Origin of the sequence: Frankia sp. CgMI4 (assembly GCF_001756285.1) — a bacterium.
Taxonomy (GTDB): domain Bacteria; phylum Actinomycetota; class Actinomycetes; order Frankiales; family Frankiaceae; genus Frankia; species Frankia casuarinae.
In genome coordinates this window covers 57809-82382 of the sequence record NZ_MAQZ01000002.1, presented here as the reverse complement: position 1 = coordinate 82382, position 24574 = coordinate 57809, and the positions used below count along the sequence as shown (strand labels likewise).

Annotated in this window: 20 protein-coding genes and 1 tRNA gene; 9 read left to right on the top strand and 12 right to left on the bottom strand. The window is 70.0% G+C overall.

All coding sequences use genetic code 11. The annotated features are described in order from the left end of the window. Positions 1-4: 4 nt before the first annotated feature. Both Manayef4_RS00370 and nth read right to left on the bottom strand, forming a co-directional pair. Positions 5-943, bottom strand: coding sequence for a CoA pyrophosphatase (locus Manayef4_RS00370; protein ID WP_070130238.1), 939 nt, complete (start codon positions 941-943; stop codon positions 5-7). Then, a complete protein-coding gene (nth, locus tag Manayef4_RS00365; RefSeq protein WP_070130237.1) occupies positions 940-1674 on the bottom strand; it encodes an endonuclease III in 735 nt (244 codons plus the stop codon). Before nth ends, Manayef4_RS00370 begins: the two co-directional genes overlap by 4 nt. 144 nt (positions 1675-1818) lie before the next feature. Between nth and Manayef4_RS00360 the strand changes: the two genes are divergently transcribed. Next, positions 1819-2055: a hypothetical protein gene (locus Manayef4_RS00360; RefSeq protein ID WP_023840719.1), complete on the top strand. Its 237-nt coding sequence runs from the start codon at positions 1819-1821 to the stop codon at positions 2053-2055. Between the two features lie 150 nt (positions 2056-2205). Continuing rightward, positions 2206-2895 (top strand): Crp/Fnr family transcriptional regulator, encoded by a 690-nt coding sequence (locus Manayef4_RS00355; RefSeq protein WP_035729396.1) that lies wholly within the window; start codon positions 2206-2208, stop codon positions 2893-2895. A 104-nt stretch (positions 2896-2999) separates the two neighbouring features. Here the strand turns inward: Manayef4_RS00355 and Manayef4_RS00350 are convergent, their stop codons facing one another. The 5 genes from Manayef4_RS00350 to Manayef4_RS23685 form a co-directional block, all read right to left on the bottom strand. Continuing rightward, positions 3000-6614 (bottom strand): tetratricopeptide repeat protein, encoded by a 3615-nt coding sequence (locus Manayef4_RS00350; RefSeq protein ID WP_070130236.1) that lies wholly within the window; start codon positions 6612-6614, stop codon positions 3000-3002. Between the two features lie 315 nt (positions 6615-6929). Next, positions 6930-7799, bottom strand: a complete 870-nt coding sequence (locus Manayef4_RS00345; RefSeq protein WP_070130235.1) for an MBL fold metallo-hydrolase — start codon at positions 7797-7799, stop codon at positions 6930-6932. A gap of 2 nt (positions 7800-7801) precedes the next feature. Beyond that, entirely contained in the window at positions 7802-8749 is a 948-nt protein-coding gene (locus Manayef4_RS00340; protein ID WP_070130234.1) for an NUDIX hydrolase, read from the bottom strand. A gap of 100 nt (positions 8750-8849) precedes the next feature. Further along, positions 8850-9314 carry a RidA family protein gene (locus Manayef4_RS00335; RefSeq protein ID WP_011438636.1) on the bottom strand — a complete coding sequence of 155 codons (465 nt, stop codon included), beginning with the start codon at positions 9312-9314 and terminating at the stop codon, positions 8850-8852. A 1-nt stretch (position 9315) separates the two neighbouring features. Further along, complete coding sequence (locus Manayef4_RS23685; RefSeq protein ID WP_023840716.1) at positions 9316-9480, bottom strand: DUF4177 domain-containing protein; 165 nt, start codon at positions 9478-9480, stop codon at positions 9316-9318. 250 nt (positions 9481-9730) lie between these two features. Between Manayef4_RS23685 and Manayef4_RS00330 the strand changes: the two genes are divergently transcribed. Next, entirely contained in the window at positions 9731-10744 is a 1014-nt protein-coding gene (locus tag Manayef4_RS00330) for an ArsA-related P-loop ATPase (RefSeq protein ID WP_175443284.1), read from the top strand. Then, positions 10741-12033: an ArsA family ATPase gene (locus Manayef4_RS00325; protein ID WP_083282205.1), complete on the top strand. Its 1293-nt coding sequence runs from the start codon at positions 10741-10743 to the stop codon at positions 12031-12033. The genes Manayef4_RS00330 and Manayef4_RS00325 overlap by 4 nt, the downstream gene beginning before the upstream one ends. A gap of 153 nt (positions 12034-12186) precedes the next feature. Here the strand turns inward: Manayef4_RS00325 and Manayef4_RS00320 are convergent, their stop codons facing one another. Beyond that, entirely contained in the window at positions 12187-12543 is a 357-nt protein-coding gene (locus tag Manayef4_RS00320) for a WhiB family transcriptional regulator (RefSeq protein WP_011438632.1), read from the bottom strand. A gap of 553 nt (positions 12544-13096) precedes the next feature. Between Manayef4_RS00320 and Manayef4_RS00315 the strand changes: the two genes are divergently transcribed. Further along, entirely contained in the window at positions 13097-15730 is a 2634-nt protein-coding gene (locus tag Manayef4_RS00315) for a penicillin-binding protein (protein ID WP_070130233.1), read from the top strand. 18 nt (positions 15731-15748) lie between these two features. Here the strand turns inward: Manayef4_RS00315 and Manayef4_RS00310 are convergent, their stop codons facing one another. Then, positions 15749-16207 carry a GatB/YqeY domain-containing protein gene (locus tag Manayef4_RS00310; protein WP_070130232.1) on the bottom strand — a complete coding sequence of 153 codons (459 nt, stop codon included), beginning with the start codon at positions 16205-16207 and terminating at the stop codon, positions 15749-15751. Positions 16208-16362: 155 nt separating this feature from the next. Between Manayef4_RS00310 and Manayef4_RS00305 the strand changes: the two genes are divergently transcribed. Next, positions 16363-17295 carry a metallophosphoesterase gene (locus Manayef4_RS00305; RefSeq protein ID WP_070130323.1) on the top strand — a complete coding sequence of 311 codons (933 nt, stop codon included), beginning with the start codon at positions 16363-16365 and terminating at the stop codon, positions 17293-17295. 27 nt (positions 17296-17322) lie between these two features. Beyond that, positions 17323-17399: transfer RNA gene (locus Manayef4_RS00300), tRNA-Pro, on the top strand. A gap of 287 nt (positions 17400-17686) precedes the next feature. Here the strand turns inward: Manayef4_RS00300 and Manayef4_RS00295 are convergent. Further along, complete coding sequence (locus Manayef4_RS00295) at positions 17687-18979, bottom strand: ABC transporter substrate-binding protein (RefSeq protein ID WP_254665385.1); 1293 nt, start codon at positions 18977-18979, stop codon at positions 17687-17689. Positions 18980-19428: 449 nt separating this feature from the next. On the opposite strand from Manayef4_RS00295, the gene pyrH reads away from it, so the two are divergent. Next, positions 19429-20232 (top strand): UMP kinase, encoded by an 804-nt coding sequence (gene pyrH, locus Manayef4_RS00290; RefSeq protein ID WP_070130230.1) that lies wholly within the window; start codon positions 19429-19431, stop codon positions 20230-20232. Positions 20233-20553: 321 nt separating this feature from the next. Here pyrH and proS read toward each other — a convergent pair whose 3' ends face one another. Further along, positions 20554-21960: a proline--tRNA ligase gene (gene proS / locus Manayef4_RS00285; protein ID WP_070130229.1), complete on the bottom strand. Its 1407-nt coding sequence runs from the start codon at positions 21958-21960 to the stop codon at positions 20554-20556. 162 nt (positions 21961-22122) lie between these two features. Continuing rightward, on the bottom strand, positions 22123-22431 hold the full coding sequence (locus Manayef4_RS00280) for a hypothetical protein (protein WP_023840709.1): 309 nt from the start codon (positions 22429-22431) through the stop codon (positions 22123-22125). Between the two features lie 1032 nt (positions 22432-23463). Between Manayef4_RS00280 and pstS the strand changes: the two genes are divergently transcribed. After that, positions 23464-24573: a phosphate ABC transporter substrate-binding protein PstS gene (gene pstS, locus Manayef4_RS00275; protein ID WP_139139937.1), complete on the top strand. Its 1110-nt coding sequence runs from the start codon at positions 23464-23466 to the stop codon at positions 24571-24573. The last annotated feature ends 1 nt before the right edge of the window (position 24574 follow it).

Here is a 24574-nt window from a genome sequence, read left to right as displayed (position 1 = left end):
GTCATCAGCTGTGCCTCTCGTCGCAGGGCGATGCCGGTGCCGCCGGCGGGCTGGACTTGTCCAGTGGCGGGGACTTGTCCAGTGGACCGGACTGTAGCGGTGGGTGGGACGGTGCCGGTGGGTGGGACGGTGCCGGTGGGTGGGACGGTGCCGGTGGGTGGGACGGTGCCGGTGGGTGGGACGGTGCCGGTGGGTGGGACGGTGCCGGTGGGCTGGTCGTCTGTGCGGGCACGACCGGGGTCCCGCTGGTCGTGGCCCGCGCGACCGGGTAGTCGATGAGCTCGGTGTCGTTCCACGGCCGTTCCCACTCGCCGAGACGGAGAAGAACATCGAGGATGCCCGCGGTGAAGCCCCACACCAGCATGCCGCGGACCCGGAAGGCGGGTCCGGCGAGGCCGGTGCGGTGGCGCAGCATGACCCGGTTGGCCGGGTCGGCCAGCTCCGCGAGTGGCACCCGGGCGACCGACGACGTCTCGGCGGGATCGACGGGTACGACCGCGCACGGAGTATGCCACCAGCCGATCACCGGGGTCACGAGATAACGACTGGCGTGCAGGTAGAGCGGGGATGCGACRGCGAGCACCTCGACCCCCGCGGGGTCGAGCCCTACCTCCTCCTCGGCTTCGCGTAGCGCCGTGTGCACCCGCGACTCGTCTGTCGCGTCGGTGGCGCCACCGGGGAACGCGGGCTGGCTGGCATGGCTGCGCAGCTCGGYCGCCCGTTCGAGCAGGAGGATGTCCGGCCCCTCCGGGCCATCATCGCCGAACAGGATGAGTACGGCGGCCGGTCGAGCATCCGCGCCTGCATGACCCGGATGGGTCCGGCTGGTCACGAGGGCCTGCCCGGCCTTCTCCGCCAGAGCGCGCAGCCAGGCCGGGGGCGGGGGGACGGTAGTCCCGTCGGTGTCGAAGGCGCCGTCGGCGTTGGCTGGCAGCTCGGTCATCGCAGGGTTTCGACGTCGCTGCGTGTTCCCCGGACCAGCCGGGCCGCCTCGGCAGGCTCGGTGGGGCCGAGCCCGAAGGACGGGCACAGCCGGGCCAGCCCGCAGGCGCCGCAGGCCGGGCGGCGCGAGTGACAGATCCGTCGCCCATGAAAGATCATGCGATCGGAGGCGATGGTCCAGTCCCGCTGTTCGATGAGCGCCGCCAGGTCCGACTCGACCTTGACGGGGTCGGTCTGAGTGGTCAGCCCAAAGCGGCGGGACAGCCGCCCGACGTGGGTGTCGACGGTGATTCCGGGCATGTCGAACGCATGCCCGAGCACGACGTTCGCCGTCTTGCGACCGACGCCCGGCAAGGTCACCAGGGCCGCCAGCGACCGTGGAACCTCACCGTCGAAGCGTTCGGTCAGGGCCGCGCCGATGCCGATCAGCGAGTTCGCCTTGGCACGGAAGAACCCGGTCGGCCGCAGCATGTCCTCGAGTTCGGCGCGGTCCGCGCCCGCATAGCCAGCTGCGGTCCGATAACGGGCGAACACTCCGGGAGTGACCTCGTTGACCTTCTTGTCGGTGCACTGGGCCGACAAGACGGTGGCAACCAGCAGTTCGAGAGCGTTGTCGAAGTGCAACGCGATGCGGGCGTCGGGATGGATATCGCCCAGCAGACGCACTATCCGGYGAGCCCGCCGGGTCTTCGCGAGCGGGGTCTCGGCCGCGGCGTCGACGGTTGCGGGCATGTCTGGCAGCGTATCTGCCGGTCGATCCGCCCGTCCGGCGCCGCGGCCGGGTGGTCCGAACGGGCCCCGGCCAGGTGGCCAATGCGCGACACACCCACCCCCGGTCGCATGCGATGGTCGCCGGTCGGCCACCATGGAGAGGTCATGTTTGTCATTGCCGCGGTCACCTTTCCCCTGCTGCTTCTCGGCCTTCTGCTGGCGATGGAACGGGTGGAACGTCCGTTGAATGCCGCCGACACCGGTAAGGGCCTCGAGGGCTTCCTCGACAACGCCCGGCCGGACGAGGTCAGCACCTTCGTCAATCAGGGCCTCCCCGCCGCGTTGGAGCGCTACCGGCGGCGCCTGCGCCGACCGCCGCCGGGCAAGCATCGAGCCGCCTGACCGCGCGGGGCTAGGCCGTGTCGATCGGCCCGTCGGGTCCGGGTCGGGCCGTGTCGATCGGCCCGTCGGAGCCCTGTCGATCGGCCTGTCGGGGCCATCTGGGGGTCCCTGGCCGTGCTCTCTGCCGATAGTCCTGGCATGCTCAGGACCGTGGAGGATCTGCTTGCCCGTGTACCACTGTTCGTAGGGCTGTCCGAGCAGGACCGAATGGCCCTCTCCGACCATCTTGATCGGCAGGATGTCACCCGTGGGGACGTGCTGTTCCGTGAAGGAGATGTCGGGGACCGGGTCTTCATCGTCCTGTCYGGAAAGGTGAAGATAGGACGTCAGTCGGCCGACGGCCGGGAGAACCTGCTGTCCGTGATGGGTCCCGGAGACTTGTTCGGGGAGCTGTCGTTGTTCGACCCCGGCCCACGCACGGCTACCGCTACGGCAGTCACGGATGCATCGTTGCTGTTGCTGGAACATACCGCGTTGCGTCCCTGGCTGCGATCACGCCCGGAGGCGGGCGCGATGCTCCTGCGGGAGCTGGCCCGCCGGTTGCGGCGTACCAACGACAACGTTGCCGACATGGTGTTCACGGATGTGCCGGGGCGAGTGGCGAAAGCCCTCCTCGACTTGGCGGAACGCTTCGGCGAGCCGGCACAGCCCGGCAACGAGGCCGCCGGTGTCCGTGTCGAGCACGGACTCACGCAGGAGGAACTGGCCCAGCTGGTGGGCGCGTCCCGGGAGACGGTGAACAAGGCGCTCGCCGACTTCGCCACCCGGGGCTGGCTGCGCCTGGACTCCCGCGCGGTCGTGCTGCTCGATCGCGAACGCCTCTCCCGCCGCGCACGCTGAGACCGGCGACCGGCGACCGGCGACCGGCTCGAGGTCCCGCCGGGGCCTCGAGCGCCGGTTGACGCGCGCAAGGCCCGGCCACGGGAGGTGACCGCTCCAGCGGTTCATCCGGCCGTCCCGGCCAGGCCCGCGGGAGTGATGGTCGCGCCGTCGGCGGCCCCGCTGACCGGCAGTCTCGCCAGCAGCCTGCGGGTCTGCGGCGCCTCGCTGACAGCCCCCGTGGCGGTCGCGGCCGCCAGCGCCCGCAGATAGGCGGCACGACCGCCTTCCAGATCGCCGTTGGCCACCAGCGCGGTGCCGAGCGCGCGGTAACCGAGCACCTGGGCGCGTACGTCCTCGGCATCCACGTTGACCGCGCGCCGGGCCACGGTGAGAGCCTGGGTGGGCTGCCCGGCATCCAACAGGATGCCGGCGAGATGGGCGTACGCCTGCCGGCGGGGGAACATCAGGGTTGCCGGTTCGCTTGCCGACAACKCCTCCCGCAACAGCTCGGTCGCCTCATCGAGCCGCCCGCGGGCCCGGGCGATCTGCGCGACCAGTACCTTTGCCCCGAGCTGGGCATGCGGGCGCAGCTCCAGCTGCGCGAGGTCCGCCTGCGCGATCTCGGCGGCCTGCCCAGCCTTGTCCACTTCGCCGGCGTCGAGCCAGGTCAGCCCGAGCAGCACCCGGGCCAGCGCGCCGACGACGACGTGCCCGCGGGCGGCCGCCTCGGCACACGCCTGTTCCAGGTACTCCGCCCCGCGGGCCGATTCGCCGGTGCCACGGGCCGCCAGCCCACGGGCGACCAGGGTCAGCATTGTTCCCCACGCGTCGCCGATGCTGGTGAACAGCTCAGCGGCCCGCTCCGCGTGGGTCTCGGCGGTGGCGATGTCGCCCAGCTCGGCGGCCGCTATCGCGTCGATGGTGAGGCAGACGGCCATCCCCCACTGCTCGCCCACGGAACTGGCTAGCTCGATCAGTTCGCGGGTGAGTTTGCGGGCCCGGGTGAGCTGCCCGGACAGCAGCAGCACCAGCGCCTCCGTGCCCCGGCACCAGCCGAGGCCGCCGGTGTCCTCGAGCCGGTCGAACACCGCGGACGCCTCGCGCAGCGTCCGCTCGGCGCGGGGATAGTCCCCCCGGGTGGTGGYGCTCCAGGCCAGGTGCTGCAACGCCCAACCGACCCCGCGGGGATCGTCGACCTGGCGGGCGATCGCGAGGGCCTCGCGGTAGCGCTCCTCCGCCGCGTCGATACGGCCAGCGTTGTATTCGAGCATGCCCAGCCGGCGCAACGCGGCGGCCTCCGCACGGTCGTCACCGGCCTGTTGGGCCGATTCCAGGGCGGTGAGCAGGCACTGCGCCGCCTCCTCGGCGCGTCCCTGCTTCTGGCGCAGCTCGCCGAGCACGGAGAAGGCGGCGGCCCGCCGGACGGGTGCGTCGGCGCGTAGCGCGGGGCGTAGCGTGCGTTCGGCCTCATCGAGCTGGCGCAGCGCGACCAGGGCCTCGGCGTGCAGCACCCGCACGACGTTGTCCTCGTTCGTGTCGATGATGCCGCGGCCCAGACGGCGCGCGTTGGCCAGCAGGTCGGCGGCAGCTCGATGATCGTCTCGGGCTAGCGCCTCGCGCGCCAGCCGGACATGTGCGTGGAACCCGGACATCCGGGATGACCAGGCTGGATCGGTGATGGGAAGGTTCATCGATGCGGCCAGGTCATAGGCCCGCAGGGCGTGGTTCGCAACGAAGGTGGAGACGGCCCGCGAGCTGCCGACCATCGCTGTCACCCCCCAGCGCGCCGCCGTGGCATGCCGACGGGCCCGCTCGACCTTGGGTAGCCCGGCGTAGGCGGCGTCGCGGGCCATGGGATGGACGAACCGCCACCTCGTCTCCGTCGCCCGGGGCGGCCGGACGAGCTGGCGCTCGGTCAGTACCCGCAGCGCGCGGGTGACCTCCTCGGCGGGCCGTTCGTCGACCACCGGCAGCGCCTCGGCGGGAAACCGCGGGCCGAGCACCGCCGCCGCGCGCAGTACCGCCTTGGCCACCGGGTCGAGATCGTCGATGCGGGCGGCCAACACCGACTGCACCCCGGCGGGAAGAGTCGCCTCCGTCAGGGAGCCCTCGAGGACCCAGCCCGGCCACTCCCCATTGGTCGTCTCGGCCGACTGGTGCAGCATTCCGCGGTCGATCAGCAGGTTGAGCAGCTCCACCAGGAAGAAGGGGTTGCCATGCACCCGGGAGAGCAGATCGGCCCGGCCGCGGGGCTCCAGCTGCACCCCGCCGAGATGATCCTGCAACAGGCGGCTGGAGGCCTCGAGGCTCAGCGGTCGCAGGGCGATGCGATGGATGTGGGGCAGTCCGGCGAGCCGTGGACCCGTCCGGTCCAGCAGCACAAGCAGAATCGGCCCGGACAACGCCGAGGCCAGCCGGCTCATCGCGTCGCTGAGCTGGCTGGTCGCCCATTCCAGATCGTCGATCATGACCAGGATGGCCCCGGAGGACGCGAGCGCGCCGAGGAGCAGGGCGACCGCGTCCACCGTCGCGTCGACGGACCGCTGTTCGGCCTCCGCGATGTGCGAGGCCCGGGCTGCCGGATCCCCCGGAGCCGCCGCGGTGGCGACGGCGGGCCGCCGGTCGAGCGGAACGCCGAGCAGCAGCAGCAGCCGGTCGGCGATGCCGGGTGGCAGCCGGGCACCGCTGTGCGGATGCGCYAGCCCCGCCACAGTTCGCCGGACGCGGTTGGCCACCCGGTCGAGAGAGTCACCGTCGGTCACCCCGCACGCGTTGCGAACGACGTCGACCAGGGGCGCCAGCCCGCGGCCGTCACCGTGCCGGACCGTCCGTCCCCAGAGCACCGTCGTGCCGGGGGTCCGCTCCGCCCGACAGGCGAGCTCGATGGCCAAGCGGGTCTTGCCGATCCCGGCCTCCCCGGTGATCAGTGCCACCTCGGGTGACTGGTTGGCGACGACCAGGTCGAACAGATCGGTCAGCGAGGCGAGCTCGGCGTCCCGGCCGAGGAACATGGCGTCGTCGGCGAGTCCSGGGCGGGCGACGTTCGACGGGCGCAGGCTCACCAGCTCATAGGCTGGGACGGGCTCCCGCTTGCCCTTGAGGACCAGGTCGGGCAGCTCTCGCCAGGTGGCCACGGACCGGGTGGCGAGCGCGGTCTCCCGACCGGCGTAGACGGTGCCGATCGTGGCCGCGGCCGACAATCGGGCGGCGGTGTTCACGGTATCGCCGATCACGGTGTAGGAGAGCGCGGCCTGCACCCCCGCGAGGACCTCGCCGGTGTTGACGCCCACCCGCAGGCCGAGCCGGCCGTCATCGTCACCCCCCGTGGAGGTGAGCACCAGCCGACGAACGGTCTCCTGCATCGCGGCGGCGGCCCGAACGGCACGTTCAGGGTCGTCCTCATGGGCGGTGGGAGCCCCGAWGACGGCCATGATGCCGTCACCGGTAAGGTTGTCGACGCGGCCGCCGACCTCGTCGATCTCGTGGGCGAGGGCGGCGAGGACCCGATCGGTCATCTCCCCGACGCGTTCCGRATCGCGATCCTCCGCCCAGGCGGTGAAGTCGGACAGATCACCGAACAGAACGGTGACGACCCGGCGCTCGGAAGCATCCACCGCGGGACTCTCGACCGAGGTGAACTCCAAGCCGCAGTGGTAGCAGAATCGTCCGCCCGGAACGGCCGCCGAGCTGCACCGGGGGCACCGTAGCGGGYCCGTGTGCGGAGCTGTGATCACCATGGCTGGGGCCTCCCGTCCGGGTGGCCGGTGGGTAGGGGGCCGGACCGGTCGCCCGGTTTTCGGCTGGTCGAAATCGTCATCCTGCGCACGGGCGGTTCCCTCCGTGCCAGAGTTTAGTGGCCTGGGTCTCCTTCCTCGAATCCCGTCTTGTCGGATGACCGACCGCAGCCGCGTCGATGCTGCTGCGATACCGCTGCGTGATATCGGCCCGGTATCTCTTAGTGGCCTCCCGGAACCTCTCGGTGGCGTGAGGCGGCCGTCCGGCTACCGCTGCCACGGACGTGCCGCTCGCCATCGGCTGGTCGACTGGGCTGATCAGGCGCCGTCGGGATGCTCCCGCAGATAGGTCAGCTGGGCGCGGACCGACAGTTCCGCCGCGAACCACAGGGCGCGGTCGACGTCCGCGTAGACCCGGCGGACCACGTCGGCCGCGTCCGCCTCCGCGGCGTCGACCCCGGCGTCCACCAGAGCACGCCGCACCTGGTCGAGCCGGTTGTGGCGGTGAGCCAGATAGCGCTCGGCCGCGCGGCCAGCCGCGGGCAGTTCGGGGCCGTGGCCGGGCAGCACGGTGGTCTCGCCGAGTTCCCRCAGCAGCCGCAGGCTGTCCAGGTAGTCACCGAGACGGCCGTCCGGGTGAGCGACCACGGTACTGCCACGCCCGAGAATCGTGTCTCCGGTCAGCACCGCCGGACCGGGCGGGAGGTCGCCGGAGGTCGGGCCCGACTCCGCCCGGTCCCGGCAATCCGCGGAGTGCTTGTCTTCCCCGAGCGGCTTGTCTTCCCCGAGTAGAAGGAACGACAACGAGTCGGCGGTGTGCCCCGGGGTGGGGAGGACCCGGAGCTCGACGCCGGCCGTGGCGATCACATCGCCGGCCGTGAGCCCCTCCGATCCCAGCCGGAAGACGGGGTCGAGCGCCCGGACCGGGGCGCCGGTGAGATCGTGCAACGTGGCCGCGCCGGCACTGTGGTCGACATGGCCGTGGGTCAGCAGAATCAGATCGACGCGGCCGGCCGCCGCGACCGTCGCCAGATGTCCGGCGTGGTCCGGGCCGGGGTCCACGACCACACACCCCTCCTCGCCGGCGGCGCGCAGGATCCAGGTGTTGGTGCCGTCGAGCGTCATCGGGCCCGGATTCGGAGCGAGAAGCACGGCGGCCAGGGGAGTGATCTGTCGGGGCACGGCCATGGCTATTGCCACGCCGGGTCGGCGGGGCCCGCATCCCGCAGGTCGTCATGGTTTCCCGGGTCGTCGTACGCCTCGTCATGCGGCAGCAGGAGGCGTGCTTCGCCGCCGCTGACCAGAATCCTCGGCATGATCGGCGACAGGTCGCGGGCRTGGGCGGCGGCCAGCACCGCCGCGACGTCGGCGTATTCGGATAGTTCGGCGAGGGTGAACGCGGTGGGTGGCAGCATGTCCATGGTCCCGGCCCTATGGCGTTCGAGGGCGTCCGCAGGGCGTATCCACTGCATCCGGTCCGCCTCGCTGGAGGGTTGGCCGGGATGCTGGCCGGTGGGAAGTGCCGCGACGAAGAACCTGGTGTCGTACCGTTGCGGCTCGATCTCGGGCGTCACCCATCTGGCCCAGGGCGCGAGGAGATCGGCCCGCAGCACGAGGGAGTATTTGCGGAGCAGGGCGCTCAGGCCGAGCTCGTGCCGTTCCAGTGCGAGGCGCTCGGCGGCCCGGACCTGATCGCTGAGCGCCTCCGGGCCGCCGCCGAGCCTGCCGTCCTCGCCCGCCACCGCGCCGGCCAGCAGGATCCCGCACTCCTCGAAGGTCTCCCGTACGGCCGCACAGACGAGCGCGCGGGCGAGTGCGGGATCGGCGTCGAGCGCGTGCATGACCTCGGCGACCGATGGGCCCGCCCAGGGCACGTCTGGCCCCATATCGGCCGGATCTACTCGTCCACCTGGGAATGCGTACATCCCACCGGCGAATGCCATGGTCGCCGCCCGGCGCAGCAGGTAGGCCTCGATCCCCTGGTTACCCGGCGCGTCGCGCAGCAGCACGACCRTCGAGGCGTCGCGCACCGCTGCGGGCGGCGCGGACGGATGGCGCGCCGTCACCCCGTCGCGGCGGCCTCCGTCGGCCGRGGACCAGCGCAGCCGAGCGATCAGGGCAGCCTTGTGGTCGACCATTGCCCAGATGCTAGAGCCGTTGGTGGCGAGGCGGGGTTTGTTTGTCCTGTTGGCCGCGGCGCGCCGCCGCAACCCCGAGGCCGGCACCGGCGGGACTGGCCTACCCCCCGAGCACCAGTTCGATCTCGACCGGTGCGCCCAGCGGCAGCGCCGAGACGCCGACGGCCGAGCGGGCATGCTGACCGGCCTCGCCGAAGACCGCTGCGAGCAGCTCACTCGCCCCGTTGACGACCGTTGGCTGGCCAGTGAAGCCGGGGGCGCTCGCGACGAATCCAACCACCTTGATGATCCGGGTGATCCCGTCGAGTCCGCCGGCCACCGACGACGCCGCCGCCAGCGCGTTGAGCGCGGCCGTCCGGGCGAGCTCCGCGGCCTGCTCGACGGTTACCTCGGCGCCCGCGCCCACCAGGCCGGTTCGGGCCAGCCGGCCGTCCACCAGCGGAAGCTGACCGGCCGTCCAGATCAGGCTGCCCGCCCGGACCGCGGGGAGGTAGGCGCCGGCCGGGGTCGGGACCGGCGGCAGCGTCAGGCCCAGCGCCGCCAGGCGTTCGCTCGGTGCGGCCATGTCAGGACTGACTCCTGGGACGCTTGAAGTAGGCGACGAGGCTCTCGGGGTTGGGACCGGGAACGATCTGGACCAGCTCCCAGCCGTCCTCACCCCAGTTGTCGAGAATCTGCTTGGTGGCGTGGATCAGTACCGGCGCCGTCACGTACTCCCACTTCGTCTGCATGACACCGGACCTTAGAGCATCGCGCCGACGGTTCCGGACACCCGTGTCACCGGGCCCGAGCCTTCGCCGCCGCATCGTTCCGGTCACCTCTCCCCACATCCCCTACCTTGGCTCGCCCCGCGGTGCGCCGCGGGTTTTCTCCCGGCTCACCACCGTGGTGGGGACCGTGCACGCGGGTACGGTCAAGCTTGTGAACGGCGAGAACACCGTGACCGACAGCGAGAACGCTGTGATCGACAGCGAGAACACCGTGATCAAGGAAGCGAGCGGCGAGGTGGCCGGTCCGTGGGACCGGCGGTTGCACATCGTCACCGGCAAGGGCGGGACCGGCAAGACGACCGTGGCCGGCGCGCTGGCCGTGGCGCTTGCGAGCGGTGGTCGTCGAGTCCTGCTCACCGAGGTCGAGGGTCGGCAGCAGATCGCGCAGCTGTTCGACACCCCTCCGTTGCCCTACCGGGAGCGCAAGGTGGCCAGCGCCCCCGGCGGCGGGGAGGTGTTCGCGTTGGCGATCGACGCGGATGAGGCCCTGCTGGAGTATCTGGAGATGTTCTACAACCTGCGGCGGGCCGGGAGGGCCCTGGACAGGATCGGCGCGGTGGACTTCGCCACGACCATCGCTCCCGGGGTTCGCGACGTGCTGCTCACCGGCAAGGTCAAGGAGGCGGTCAACCGGCCCGACGCCACCCGCCCGGGAGGGCTGGCCTACGACGCGGTGGTRCTCGACGCGCCGCCCACCGGCCGGATCACCCGGTTTCTCAATGTCACCGCGGAGGTGGCGGGGCTGKCCAAGGTCGGGCCGATCCGGGCCCAGGCCGACAGCGTGATGGCCGTGCTGGCGCCCGATCGGGCCGCCGTGCATCTGGTCACCCTCCTCGAGGAGATGCCGGTGCAGGAGACGGTGGACGGCGTGGCCGAGCTGACCCGCGCCGGCCTGCCGCTCGGCGGTGTGGTGGTCAACATGACCCGCCCACCCCTGCTGCGCGCGAAGGAGTCCCGTCTGGCCCGGCGCGGGGAGCTGGACCGGGAGGAGATTGCCGCCGGGATCAAGGAGGCTGGGATGGAGCCCACCCCTGAGCTGGTCGAGGCGCTGGCCTGGGAGGCGGCCCAGCACGCCGATCGCGTCGCGCTGGAGGCGGCTGAGCGTGCGGAGATTGCCGGGCTGGGTCGTCCCGTGTATGAGGTGCCGCTGGTCGCGGATGGCGTCGACCTCGGCACCGTCTACCGGTTCGCGGAGATGCTGCGGGCGCAGCAGATGGTGGCATGAGCCCCGCGCGCCCGTCACCCGGTGCACCACGGCGGGAACCCGGGGCACCGTCCGCCGGGCGGCGAAGGCCGGCAGCGGGGAGCGTCCGGCAGTCGGCGGCGCGTCGCGGCGGGCCGGGAGCGCGCCGGACGCGTCCGCATCCGGCCGGCGTGCCACTGCTCGACGTCGACGCGATGCTCGACACGGAACGGATCGTGGTCTGCTGTGGCTCGGGTGGGGTCGGCAAGACGACCATGGCCGCGGCGCTCGCGCTGCGGGCGGCCGAGCGCGGGCGCAACGTCGTCGTCCTGACGATCGACCCGGCGCGGCGACTCGCCCAGGCCCTGGGCCTGACCGCGCTCGACAACACCCCACGCGAGGTGGCCGGGGTCGACGGTGCCGCCGGTGGTCGTCTCGACGCGATGATGCTGGACATGAAGCGGACGTTCGACGAGATCGTCCTGGCRCACAGCACCTCCGAGCGGGCCGAGGCCCTCCTTGCCAACCCCTTCTACCRGTCGCTGTCGTCCTCCTTCGCCGGCACCCAGGAGTACATGGCGATGGAGAAGCTCGGCCAGCTCGACGCCACCGGCACGTGGGATCTGATCGTGGTCGATACGCCCCCGACCCGGTCGGCGCTGGACTTCCTCGATGCTCCGACGAGGCTCGGGGCCTTCCTCGATGGAAGGCTGCTACGACTGTTGCTCGCGCCGGCGAAGGCCGGCGGGCGGGCGTACGTGAAGGTGCTCGGCGCCGGCCTCGGCGTGTTCACCCGAGTCCTCACCAAGGTGCTCGGCGCCCAGCTGCTGACCGACGTCAGCCAGTTCGTGGCGGCGCTGGAGACGATGTTCGGTGGCTTCCGGGCGCGGGCGGAGGAGACCTACCGCCTGCTCGGCGATCCCGGCACCTCGTTCATCGTGGTCGCCGCACCCGAGGCCGCGGCGCTACGGGAGGCGTCCTACTTCGTCGATCGGCTCGATGCGGAGGGGATGCCCCTCGCCGGACTGGTCGTGAACCGGATGCACCACAGCGATGCCGAGGCGCTCAACATCGAGCGCAGCCTTGCCGCCGCCGAGAACCTCGAGGAGCACGGGGAGCATCCGCTTGCCGCCGCGGTGCTGCGCATCCACGCCGATCGGGTCCGGTTGGCGAGCCGGGAGGCGCGGCTGCGGGAGCGGTTCACCAGCGCCCACCCCGACACCCCGATAGTGGAGGTGGAGGCGTTGTCGGAAGACGTGCACGATCTCGTCGGACTGCGGGAGATCGGCGATGCGCTCGCGCGTGACGAACGGCTGGATCGGACCGCTTGATCAGCTTGATCGGCGAGCCCGGTTCATCCGGGTGAGAGAACGCGGTCGACAGCGGATGTGCGTGATCCCGGACCGGGACGACGTTGTCCTCGGGCGGGGGATAGCCGGCGAAGGATCCGATCGGCCTTGGGGACTGGTCGGACCACCGCTGAATCAGCCGGCGGAGGCCGATCTGTGGTCGGCCTGGGCGTCCGTGAGCAGCTTCCGCCAGGACGTGACGTCTGGGCGGCGACGTAGCAGCGCGCGACGTTCCCGTTCGGTCATGCCCCCCCAGACGCCGAACTCGACGTGGTTGTCGAGAGCGTCCGCGAGGCACTCGGTGCGGACAGCGCAGCCGAAGCACCGGGTCTTCACCCGGTTCTGGGCGGCGCCCTGGACGAACAGCTCATCCGGGTCGAGGTCGCGACAGGCGGCGTGAGCCGTCCAGTCGCCGTCGACGGCGGAACCCACGAGATGGGTCGTGTTGGCACGGCGTGGCGTGCTGACGGTGGAGGTCAGGCTTCTGGTCATGCCACCTGCCTTTCTTCTCGAGTCCGGGTCAGGGGGCCCGTGCGGGTGGTGACGTGGCGTTGACCCGAAACCGTACGGAGTGGCGTGGCCACGGCACAKACCCCACACGGGTGGTTGTCCAAATGACTAGTCCGGGCCATTGATCCGGATCGCCATGGTAGTGCGGTCTGTGACCTCCGTATGTCTGTTGCGTGACAATGAGGTATCGACTCAGAGATAATGTAGGTTTTTCATCGCTTCGTTTCCGTTTTGACGAGATTGCCCTAATGTGGGGCCGGAATTGAGATGACGCCCGAAAGTGGAGGTATGGAGCGTGGGCGGCGGGGCAGCGGGTGTGGAGGTTGTCACGGTCGTCCGGGGCGCGCCCGGGACCGGCAGGGTCGCCGGCCGGGGCTGGAACTGCGGCGTCCCAGCTCACGGCATTATCGGCTGCGATGGGCCGCCGCCTTGTGGCGTTCGTGGAAATCGGGGCGGCGGGGGTGGCGCTTGTTGATCAAATGTTGGCCCGTATGCTCCGACGGGTGTCCCAGCCTGGCTGGACGGAGGTCCCTGGATGACCGCGCCCCCTGGGCACCCCACGCCCGGTCGTGGGCGGTTCGAGGATTCCGCCCGCGACCGTGTACCGGGGCGCCCGTACGGGCCTGACGAACTCCGCTTCGGCGACGTCGACCGGCCTGAGCCTCGTCCCATCGCATCATCGGCCCGCCGGCTGGGGTTCGTGGCCACGCGGCTGCTCGGCGCCGGCGTGATCAGCGTGGTGGCGGGGGTGCTCGTCGGCATGCTGGCCCTGCCGGTGGTGGRAGCGGCCGGACTGACCGTCAAGGGCGGCGCGGACGACTTCCTCGACCTGCCGGCCAACCTGACGGTCCCCCCGCTGGCCCAGGCGTCGCGCGTCCTCGACGCGCGGGGGAACGTCCTCGCCGTGCTGCGCGGGGAGCAGGACCGTGAGGTCGTGTCCTTGGGCCGGGTTCCGCCGGTGATGCGTCAGGCGATCATCGACATCGAGGATTCCCGGTTCTACGAGCACGACGGGCTGGATTACAAGGGTCTCGTCCGGGCGTATCTCACCAACCGGGAGAACGGCGAGGTCACCCAGGGCGGCTCGACCCTGACCCAGCAGTACGTCAAGAACGTTCTTCTGATGTCCGCGACGACGGCTGAGGCGAAGAAGGCCGCGACCGAGCAGACCGTCCAGCGCAAGCTTCGGGAGGCGCGTTATGCGCTGTACCTCGAAGCCCATCTGAGCAAGGACGAGATTCTCGAGCGTTATCTCAACATCGCCTACTTCGGCGATGGTGCGTACGGGGTCCAGGTAGCCGCGCGGCACTACTTCAACGTCGACGTCGACAAGCTCACCCTGCCGCAGGCCGCGCTGCTGGCCGRCCTGGTGAAAAACCCGAACGCCTTCAACCCGGCGATACATCCGCAGGCGGCACGGGAACGGCGCAACGTAGTCCTCGACCGCATGTTCGAACTTCATCACATCGACGCGGCGGCCTTTCATCAGGCGCACGATGGCGAGGTGGTGCTCAACCGGCAGCCCCACTCGGCCGATCCCTGCGCCGACTCGACCGCGCCGYTCTTCTGCGCCCTCGTGCGCCAGCGGCTGCTGAACGACAGATCCTTCGCCCCGACGGAGGAGGACGCGCGCAGACTACTGTTCGAGGGCGGCCTCACGATCAGAACGACGCTGGACCCGGTGGCGCAACAGGCGGCGCAGTCGRCCGCGACCGAGGTCATCCCGATCGGGAACCGGGTGGCGGCGAGCGTCGCGATGGTGCAGCCGAACACCGGCCAGGTGCTCGCCCTGGCGATCAACCGGGTCTACGGACCGACGGCGGACGGACAGCCCGCCGCCCTGTCCACGGACTTCGTCCACACCAAGGAGATTTATCCCGTCGACGAGGACTCGTTCTCCCCGGGATCGACCTACAAGGTGTTCACTCTGATCTCCGCGCTCGAATCGGGACTACCGCTTTCCACGACGCTRCACGCCCCCCTCTGCTACCACTCGAACGTCTTCCCGAACCCGGATCCCCAGGGCAAGAACTGCTRCGGAAACGCCGATCCCAGCGAGGACGGTTTCTACTCGTTGACGACCGCAACCTGGTCATCGGTCAACACCTACTACATCCAGCTCGCCGAGAAGCTGGGCGTGCTGAAGACGGCCGAGGTGGCCCGCCGTATGGGCGTCACCTCGTGCCGGATCCGGCAGCACAACAACAACGATCCCGAATGCAGGGGGGTGGACGGGATCACCCGGGTCGACGGCTCCTCCATCCTCGGATCCAACGAGATCAGCACCCTCGATCTGGCGACCGCCTACGCGACGTTGGCCGCGCGGGGCAGGAAGTGCGACGCGCGGGCCGTGCTCGCGATCACCCAGCGGGTGGGCRGGACGGACCGGCCGCTTCCCTTCGACACCGGCGCTCCCTGCCAGCAGGCGCTCGACCCGAAGATTGCGGACAAGGTCAGCGCCGTGCTGCAGGGGGTTATCAACCACGGGACGGCCAGCGGGAACGGGCAGATCGGCCGGCCGGCCGCCGGCAAGACCGGCACCGCGGAGGGGTTCAGCACCGCCTCCTTCGCGGGTTACATCCCCCAGCTCGCCGCGGCGGTGACCCTCGCGGACCCGCGCGGACCGACGTCGCATCCCCTGATTAATGTGAAGGGTCGCAACGTCTTCGGTGGCGGATATCCCGCCCAGGTGTGGTCCCGCACGATGATCCGGACGATCGCCGGTCTCGGGCTACCGGTCGAACCGCTGCCGACCCCGGACGACACCCAACCCGAGGTGCCGACGAAGGCACTGCCGGACGTGGTCGGGCAGCCGCAGCAGGTCGCCGAGCAGACGCTCGTCCAGCTGGGCTTCCATGTCAGGTCGCAGCCGGTCCCGCATCCGGCGCCCCCCGGCACCGTCGTGGCGATGTCGCCCGCCCCGGGCAGCGAGGTCTCGCTCAACACCGAGGTCACCCTGCAGATCTCCGGGGGGCTGACCGGCACGGCCGTCCTGCCGGGTGGATCGACGCTACCCGGCTTCGGAGCGCTCGCCCAGCCGAATGACGGCCAACCGGCCGGGGGCGGCCAGCCGGGCACGGATCTGCGTCGGCAGCTGAACGCTTCAGGCGGCTCGGGGCCGTTGGACGGGACGGATGGCCGGGGCCAGGGCGGGCGCCGGCGGCGCTGAGCGGGCCACGCGGCTCGTTCAGCCGCCCGCCAACCGGGCCTTCACGAGTGCGGCGACCCGGCCGCCGTCGGCCCGGCCGCCGACCGCGGCCTGCACGGACTTCATGGCGGGACCGATCGCTCGTGGACCGCTGACATCCAGACCCGCGAGTACCTGGTCGATGATCGTGGCCAGTTCGTCGTCGCCGAGCTGCTTCGGCAGGTACTCCTCGAGCACCTCGCCCTCGGCCCGCTCTCGGTCCGCCTGGTCGCCGCGACCGGCCGCGGCGTAGGCGTCGGCCGCCTCCYGGCGCTTCTTCACCTCGCGGGTCAGGACCTTCGAGACCTCCGGGTCGTCGAGGACCCGCGCGGAGCTGCCGGCCACCTCCGCATCCTTCACCGCGGCCAGGGCCAGCCGCAGAGTGGACGTCCGCAGCTCGTCACGGGACTTCATCGCGACGGTCAAATCGGCGCGCAGACGTTCCTTGAGGGTGCTCATAACCACCGGAGCCTATGGTCTGCGGGCAGGGTGGTCACGCCGGTTCCGTCGGCGGGGCGCCCGGTGGTGCGCGGCGCCCGGTGGTGCGCGGCGCGGCGCGCGGAACCGGGCCGGGTGGCGGCAGGTCCCCGCCCGCGGTGGGTGAGACTGGGACGATGAACGCACGTCACACAGCGGCGAGGACTCTCGTGGGTGTCGCGGCGGTGGGGGCGCTCGTGTCGGCCTACGGCGGGTTGTACGAGCGCACGGCGTACACCCTGCGGAGGGTGCGGATCCCGGTGCTGTTGGCCGGCGCGCGCCCCCTGCGCGTGCTGCACATCTCCGACCTGCACGTCACCCCCCGTCAGTACGGCAAGCTCGCCTGGTTGGGGGACCTGGCCCGGCTCGTCCCCGACCTGGTCGCCCTGACCGGTGACGTGCTGTCTGCGGCCGATGCCCGGGATCCCCTGCTSGCCGCGCTGGAGCCGCTCTACTCGTTTCCCGGGGTCTTCGTACCGGGGAACAACGACTACTTCGTCCCGACCCTGAAGAGCCCGCACCGCTACCTCCGGCGGGGCGACGAGGCCCATCCCAGGGGCGCTCCGCTGGACTGGGCGRCTTTCGCCGGTGGTCTCGCCGCCGCCAGCGGGTGGACCGAGCTGACCAACGTGCGGGCGGTCATCGAGGTCGGCGGTCGCCGGATCGACCTGCGTGGCGTGGACGACGCCCGGCTGCGCCGCGACCAGCTCGCGGTCGTGACCGGCCCCCCGGAGCCCGGCGTTGAGCTCGCGTTGGGACTGTCGCACACCCCGGAACCGCGGGTCCTCGACGCGTTCACAGCGGACGGGGTGGGGCTCACCCTTTCGGGGCACACGCACGGGGGTCAGATCCGGCTGCCCCGGGTCGGGGCGCTCGTGACCAACTGCGGGCTGGACCGGGCCCGGGTTCGCGGGCTGTCCCGTCACGAGGTCGACGGGCGGTCGTCCTGGCTGCACGTGTCGTCCGGGCTGGGCACGTCCCCGTTCGCGCCGCTGCGCCTCGGCTGCCGRCCGGAGGCGACCCTGCTCACCCTGGTGCCGGCCGGCGACCCCACCCCGTCGGACCACTGAGCCGTCGGGTATGCTTCATCTCGGTCGCGGGGTGTGGCGCAGCTTGGTAGCGCGCTTCGTTCGGGACGAAGAGGTCGTGGGTTCGAATCCCGCCACCCCGACCAGATGACGCGTTGCAGCCCCGTCTCCCCAGCAGGGAGGCGGGGTTTTTGCCGCCCAGGGGGTCGGCCGTTCCTGAACGTCCTACCCGGTTGCCCGTCCACCCCACGGCCGCTCTCCCTTACCCGCGTATCTTCCTCGGCCGCGGGCACCGAGCCGGCAGCCGGGCGCTGGCAGGGCACCGATCGGCCTGCCGTCTTCGGTCGATCGCCGCCCTGCCGCGTTGCGCGGCTAGGATTCGGCGGTCTGATCGAGGCGAAGGCCGAAAGGCTCCCCACGGAAGGCGCATTGTTCAGTTGATCAAATTACCGCAACGGGCCGTGGACTGCAGCGGTACGAAATGACTGCCGTCGCCRCTGATGCGCATGAAATAATAGCAGTTGCCGAGTTGGCCGCGGTTTTTCGCGAGATCAACCGGCTTGGGGAGCAGGCCAGTGCCGTCGTAGTCGTGCACGGAGTGCAGACCCTGTAGGAACGACTGGTGGGTCGGGCAGGCGCCGGCGGCTTGCAGGCCGTGCAGGAACAGATCGGCGGACAACCAACCGAAGACCGCGCTTTCCTGCTCCGGCGGCTGKGTCTGCGGAGAGTAGCGGGTCATCGCGGCGAGCAGCCGCTGATGCGCGGGGGTGTTMAGCTCGAACGGGACGAAKCTGATGTAGATGTTGRTGCCGGCCAGGGCCGGGCCGAGATCGGTCAGCAGGGCCCGATCGTAGCCGAGCGAGAGGAGCACCGTCTTGAGGTTCACGCCGGCGGCACGGGCCGCGGGGAGGATCTGAGTGAGGACGTCCGGGGTGATGACGCCGGTAAGGGTGTCGATGTTAGCCGCCTTCATTTGCCTGGCCAACGCCTYGAAGCTGGTCGTCTCCGCGGTCACCTCGAAGTTTATGTCCACGCTGACACCGGCCGCTTGCAGGCTGTCAACGAGCTGCCGATGATAGTCGTGCACGGCAGCGTTCAACGCTACGTCGACCATGGCGCTCCGGGTTCCCCCCTCACCGCGAATGAAATCCCCCCAGACGGTGGACGACCCGGCCGGGACTGTATAGTGATGCCACGAGACCATGTTCTCGTGCGCGGCCCAGACGGGTTCGGCTCCCAGTCCGACGATCGGCACGTTCAGATCCGCGAGGTACTGGGCTGAGCCGGAGACCGCACCCAGTCCTTCTATGATGCCGAAGACCTCTTCCTTCTGGACGAGCTCGCGGGCCGCGGCGAGGTTCAACTGGGGGTCGGAGACATCATCCCGCCAGCTGTAGACAATCTTCCGCCCGTTGACGCCGCCTGCGGCGTTGGCTTCGCCGAAACGTGCATCGATTCCGGCCCGGAACGCGCGCATACTGTGCGCGAACGGCCCGGTGTCAGGGAAAAGAACRCCGGCCTTGATCTCGGTCTCAGTTATRCCCGGTGTGGCGCAGGCAGCTGTTCCGGTGCGTCCGGTGGAATCCTCCGAAGCGGTGCACGCAACCAGTCCGATCAGGCTAATCAGGATAGAGATCAGTGCAGTCGACCGTAATAACGACGGCCTTCCGGGTAAGAACATCGCAACAGTGCTCCTCTGCGGTATCGGATCCGTCGCGCCACTCACCGTCGACGGCCTCGGCTCGAGCATATCCAGTATTCTCCTGCCGGGCTCCGGCAAAGTTGTCTGTCGGTAATCCAGATTCGTGATCGCGTGGAGCGGTCGTTCGGGTCGGCGGGAGTGGCGGCGTAGTCCTTGGGCGATGTTGATGGTGCCGGCCGGGCGCGGGATGCTGATCCATCGCCGCCGCCTCGTCCCCGCCGCCTGGTCCCCGCCGCCGGCGTCCACGCACCGCCGGGCCCGACCTCCGGCTGCCCGGAGTCGGATAACGGTGGATCGCGACGGCGGTCGTCGGTGCCCGGCCGGCGAAAGGTGCTGYGGGTACGGTCCGCCGTCGGCGGAATCTCTCGGGCGCGCCCGTCGTGCGACGTGCCCGGGAGCCGGGTGCTCTACCGTGTACCCGAGGGGTCATGGGCTCATGATCGATCATTGCCCGCCTACGTTAAGATCGCACCATGGAAAAGGGGAAGCGGGAGACAGTGACGAGATACCGCCGAGTGGTCGTCAAACTGAGCGGTCGCGCGATCGCCGGTTCCGCCGAATTCGGCTTCGATTCCAACGCGCTGGAGCACCTCGCCCGAGAAATCATCGCGGTCCGCCAGTCCGGCGTGGAGGTGGCGATCGTCGTCGGCGGCGGGAACCTCTTCCGTGGTAACCAGTCGGACCGGTGGGGTATTGACCGGGTCGAAGCCGACAATATCGGCATGCTGAGTACGGTCATCAACAGTCTGCTGCTCCGGGGGAAGCTCACCGCGCTGGGTGAGGACAATCTGCGGGTGATGACGGCGGTGCCCGTTCCAGCGGTGGCCGAGCCCTACATCCGGCTGCGGGCGGTGCACCTGCTGGAGAAGGGGGCGACGGTCATCCTCGCCTGCGGCAATGGCCAGCCCTTCCTCACCACCGACTACCCGGCGGTGCAGCGGGCGCTGGAGCTCAATGCCGACGCGGTGCTGRCCGCCAAGGACGGCGTGGACGGCGTCTACGACAGCGATCCGAAGATCAATCCAGGGGCCAGGCTCTTCTCGCACCTCAGTTATGACGAGGTGATCAGCCGCKGGCTCCGGGTGATGGATCAGTCGGCCTTCATCCTGGCCCGTGACTTCGGTATGCMGCTGCATATCTTCGATATCGAACAGCGGGGCGCGATGACGGCGATCTGCCGTGGTGAGCACCGGGGGACGGTTATCTCCTCCTCGCCGGAGAAGTCCGAAGAGTTCGGGAACGAGGTGCTGGCCAGCCCCGCCGAATCGACGGCCTGATCCCGAGGCGCCGGCCATACAATCGATCTCGACGTCGGTCCCGATCTGCCTCTGAGGGGCACGTCGAGGGAGATCGAACCCGCTTCTCGAAGGACRGGCGCGGTTTGTCCGCGCGGCGGCGGACTCACCGCGGTACGCATTACGCCACGTTTCGTGGACGAAGACGACGACCCCTAACCCGGTCCCATCATTCAAGCTTCGTGAAGATACGTTCGTGAAGATACGACCGACCTGGGTTTCCACGGTCGCCGCCGACCGGTCCCCGTCTGCGCGGCTGATCGTCTCTGCCCCGGACGGCTACCACGCCAGGGATCTTGGACGTCAGTAGGAGCGGGCGATCAGGCAGACGAGGTCGTCGGCGTCGCTGCCGGCCTCGGGGATCCCGCCGTCCGGTGTCTGGATGCACCGCACGGTGAGCGCCTCCTCGGCGAGCTCGGCCTCGCCCTCCTCGCCGACAAGGCGCCAGGGGATCCGGGCGAAGCCGGCCTGGGCGGCCCGGGCGGYCTCGGCAACGGTGGCGACGTCCGTCGTCCGGCTCTCGCGTAGGGCCAGCGCCTCGGCGTACAGGTCGGCCTGCACCTCGCCCAGCAGCACCGGCACCCGCGTGGCGACCTCGGCCAGCGGCACCGGCACCTTCTCGGAGGTGTCCCGGCGCACCAGGGTGACGTTGCCCGCGGCCAGGTCCCGCGGACCCACCTCAACCCGTACCGGGATGCCCTTGATCTCCGCGTCGGTGACCCGCCGGCCGAAGGACAACCCGGGACGGGCGTCGACCTGCACCCGAAGACCGGCGTCGGTCAGGGCGGCGGCGATCTGGCGGGCCTTCGCGACGACGGTCTCCTCGTCGCGCACCGGCAGGACCACGACCTGCGTCGGCGCCAACCGGGGCGGGACACGCAGGCCGTTGTCGTCGCCATGTGCCATGATCAGCCCGCCGACCATCCGGGTCGAGCAGCCCCACGACGTCGTCCACGCCAGATGCCGGGCTCCGTCGGCGCCGAGGAAGTCGATGTCGAAGGCACGGGCGAAGTTCTGGCCGAGCTCGTGACTGGTCGCCATCTGCAGAGCCTTGCCGTCGCCCATCATGCCCTCGCAGGTCATGGTGTTGGTCGCGCCGGCGAACCGTTCCCGGCGCGTCTTCACTCCGACGAACACCGGGACCGCCAGCACCTGCGTCATAAAGTCGCGGTAGACCTCGAGCGCGATCCGACGGGCGTAGGCCGCGGYATCGGCCTCGTCGGCGTGCGCGGTGTGGCCCTCCTGCCAGAGGAACTCGCTGCTGCGCAGGAACAGCCGGGGACGCAGCTCCCACCGGACCACGTTCGCCCACTGGTTGAGCAGCAGGGGCAGGTCACGGTAGCTCTGGGTCCACTTCGCCAGGTATTCGCCGATCACGGTCTCGCTGGTGGGCCGGACGACTACKGGCTCCTCCAGCTCCTTGCCGCCACCGATGGTGACCACCGCCAGCTCCGGGCTGAAGCCCTCGACGTGCTCGGCCTCCCGGCGCAGGTAGCTTTCGGGGATGAACAGGGGGAAGTAGGCATTGACGGCCCCGGCGGCCTTGATTCGGGAGTCCACCTCGGCCTGCATGCGTTCCCAGATCGCGTAGCCGTACGGTCGGATGACCATCGTCCCGCGGACGGGGCCGTTGTCGGCCAGCTCGGCCTTGGCGAGCACGTCCTGATACCAGCGCGGAAAGTCGGTCGAGCGGGAGGTGAGTACAGCCACCCCGCCACGATATTGCCTCGACCACGGCTCGTGGCCCCGGGGACCGGCACCTGTTGGGTCCGCCGCCCCGGCGGGCGCCTCGCGCCGGTCGCGGTCGTCTCGGCTGACGGCCCGTCGCCAGAGTGGACGGTCGCTGAGGGGACGGTCGCCAGAGTGGACGGTTCAGGTCCGGCCCGGATCGCCGCCGCGTCCGACTGGCTGCCCGTCGACCCCGCGCCGAGCATCCCGCGAAACCTCCTGGAATACCAGTGAGACGTCCACGTCGCCGTGATGGCTGACCAGCGCGGCCGTGGGGGGGACGAGGATCATCGCGGTGGTCAGGTCGGCAGCGGTGGCTCCCGGGGCGAGGAGCAGCTCGTGTTGGACGAGTAAGCCATCGTTGACGGTGACCACCTCGGCCAGTGACCGTGGCCGTCCCCCGATGACCGGACGGGGTTCTGGTAGAAGATCGTCGTTATCGACGGTGTTCATGTTCTGGTCGTCCTCCGTTGTCGTGTCGCATGTCGTGCCGCGTCTGGTTGGTGCCGCCGGCACGGGGTGCGCAGCGCCGGCCCCGGGTCGTCCGGCCAACCGGACGCGGCGGTACCCGCGGGCCCCGCGCCATGCGGTCTGCGGCTTGCCGGACCCCGCCGATCCGCCGCGTGACGGGACATCGTCGTCCCGCCACGCGGCGGTGGCTGGCCGTGGCGCGCTTCATCGCCGGGCGGGACGGCTCCCGGTGGGCGGGCGCAGGCGGATGCGCTGGTCGGGTGGACTGGTCGGGTGGAACGGACGGGTCGTGGTGCTCTTCGGCTACGCCGTTGCTTCGGCTACGCCGTTGATGCTGTCAGCCACATCGATGTTGCTTTACAGCAAAGCACGAGAACGCGGGGTTGGCTACCGGCGATCTGTGCTCAGAGTGGACGTCTGGTAACAGAGGACGAAGGTCCTGATCAGCTGCGTAGCGCGGCGCGCGGGTTGGCCGCTTCGCCGGCTCCGTCCCACTGCGTCGCAGGGCGCGGCCCCCCGGGCCGGACATGACGCGCGTCGGTGAACTTTCGATGCTTGCTGCGTCGGAAGGTTGACAGCGACGATGCCGCTCGATGACCGTGAATGATCAAGTTCCGGGCGGCTCGGCGTTCTTCCTGTCGGACTCTCGCCTGTTCCTGTCCGTTCTCATTAGGCTCCCGTCCGTTCTTGTCCGCTTCCATCCGTTCTCGTAACGCTCCCGTCCGTGACCGAGGGTCACTTGTCCACGGTGTTCCGGGCGTGGCGTGATGTTCGGGACGATGGGCGAGAGTGACTATCTGCCGATCATTTGATGCGCACAGTCATGATCGGATTGGCCATTGGCTGGCTAACCAACCGCGAAGCCGGTGATATGGATGTGTTCCGGTTGGTGATGGGTCCGCGTTCGCGGACGTTCACCTTGCGTTCATTCGAGGTGGCTTCGATTCTCGTCGGCGCCCCAGTCCAGGGGGCGGACGATTCGGCGCCGTAGCGCGCGAGAACGAAGGGCTGCTCGTGAACCGAGGCAAGCGTCAGGCCGCCATCGGGGCTGCAATGGTGGCACTGCTCACTGTGGCGGCGTGTGGCACCGACGACAACAGTGACTCCGGCGGCACCGCGGCGAAGCCGTCGAACGGGGCGAGCGCGATCGCCTGCGAGAAGGGCTCCATTACCGGATCGGGTTCCTCCGCGCAGAAGAACGCGATGGACGAATGGGTCAAGGCGTACCAGAACGCCTGCGACGGAGCAAAGATCAACTATCAGTCGACGGGGTCCTCGACCGGTCGGCAGCAGTTCGTCGCCAAGCAGGTTTCCTTCGCCGGTTCCGACTCGGCGCTGAAGGACCAGCAGAAGACCGACGCGGACAAGCGCTGTACCCCCGGTACGGCTGTCGACCTGCCGATGGTGGTCGGCCCGGTGGCGCTTATATACCACCTCTCGGGTGTCGACAAGCTCCAGCTGTCTGCCCCGACGATAGCSAAGATCTTCTCCGGCGCCATCACCAAGTGGAACGACCCGGCGATCACCGCGGAGAACAGCGGGGTTACTCTGCCTGACGCGCCGATTGCCTCGGTKCACCGGTCCGACGGTTCCGGCACCACCGACAACTTCACCAAGTTCCTGAAGGGCGCGGCCGGCGCCGCTTGGACCTTCGACTCCGGCTCGGACTGGAAGGCCCCGGGCGGCCAGGGTGCCAAGGGCAGCGACGGGGTGACTGCGACCGTGAAGTCCACCGAGAACTCGATCGGTTATACGGAGCTCTCCTACGCGGAGAACGCCGGGCTGTCCACGGTCGCGGTCAAGAACGGTGCCGGAGAGTACGTCAAGGCGAGCACGGATGGTGCCTCCCTCGGCCTGAGCACCGCGAAGGTTGCCAGCGGTGACGATCTGAAGCTCACCTTCGACTACACCGCGGCGACCAAKGGGGCCTACCCGATCTACTTGGTCACCTACGAGATCGCCTGCACCACGGGTCTCCCGGCCGACCAGGCCAAGCTGGTCAAGTCCTTCCTGACTTACACCGCGTCGGACGCGGGCCAGTCCTCGATCGCCGACCTTGGTTACGCGCCGCTGCCGGACTCGGTAGCGACTCGGGTCCGCRCGGTGGTTGACAAGCTGTCCTGAC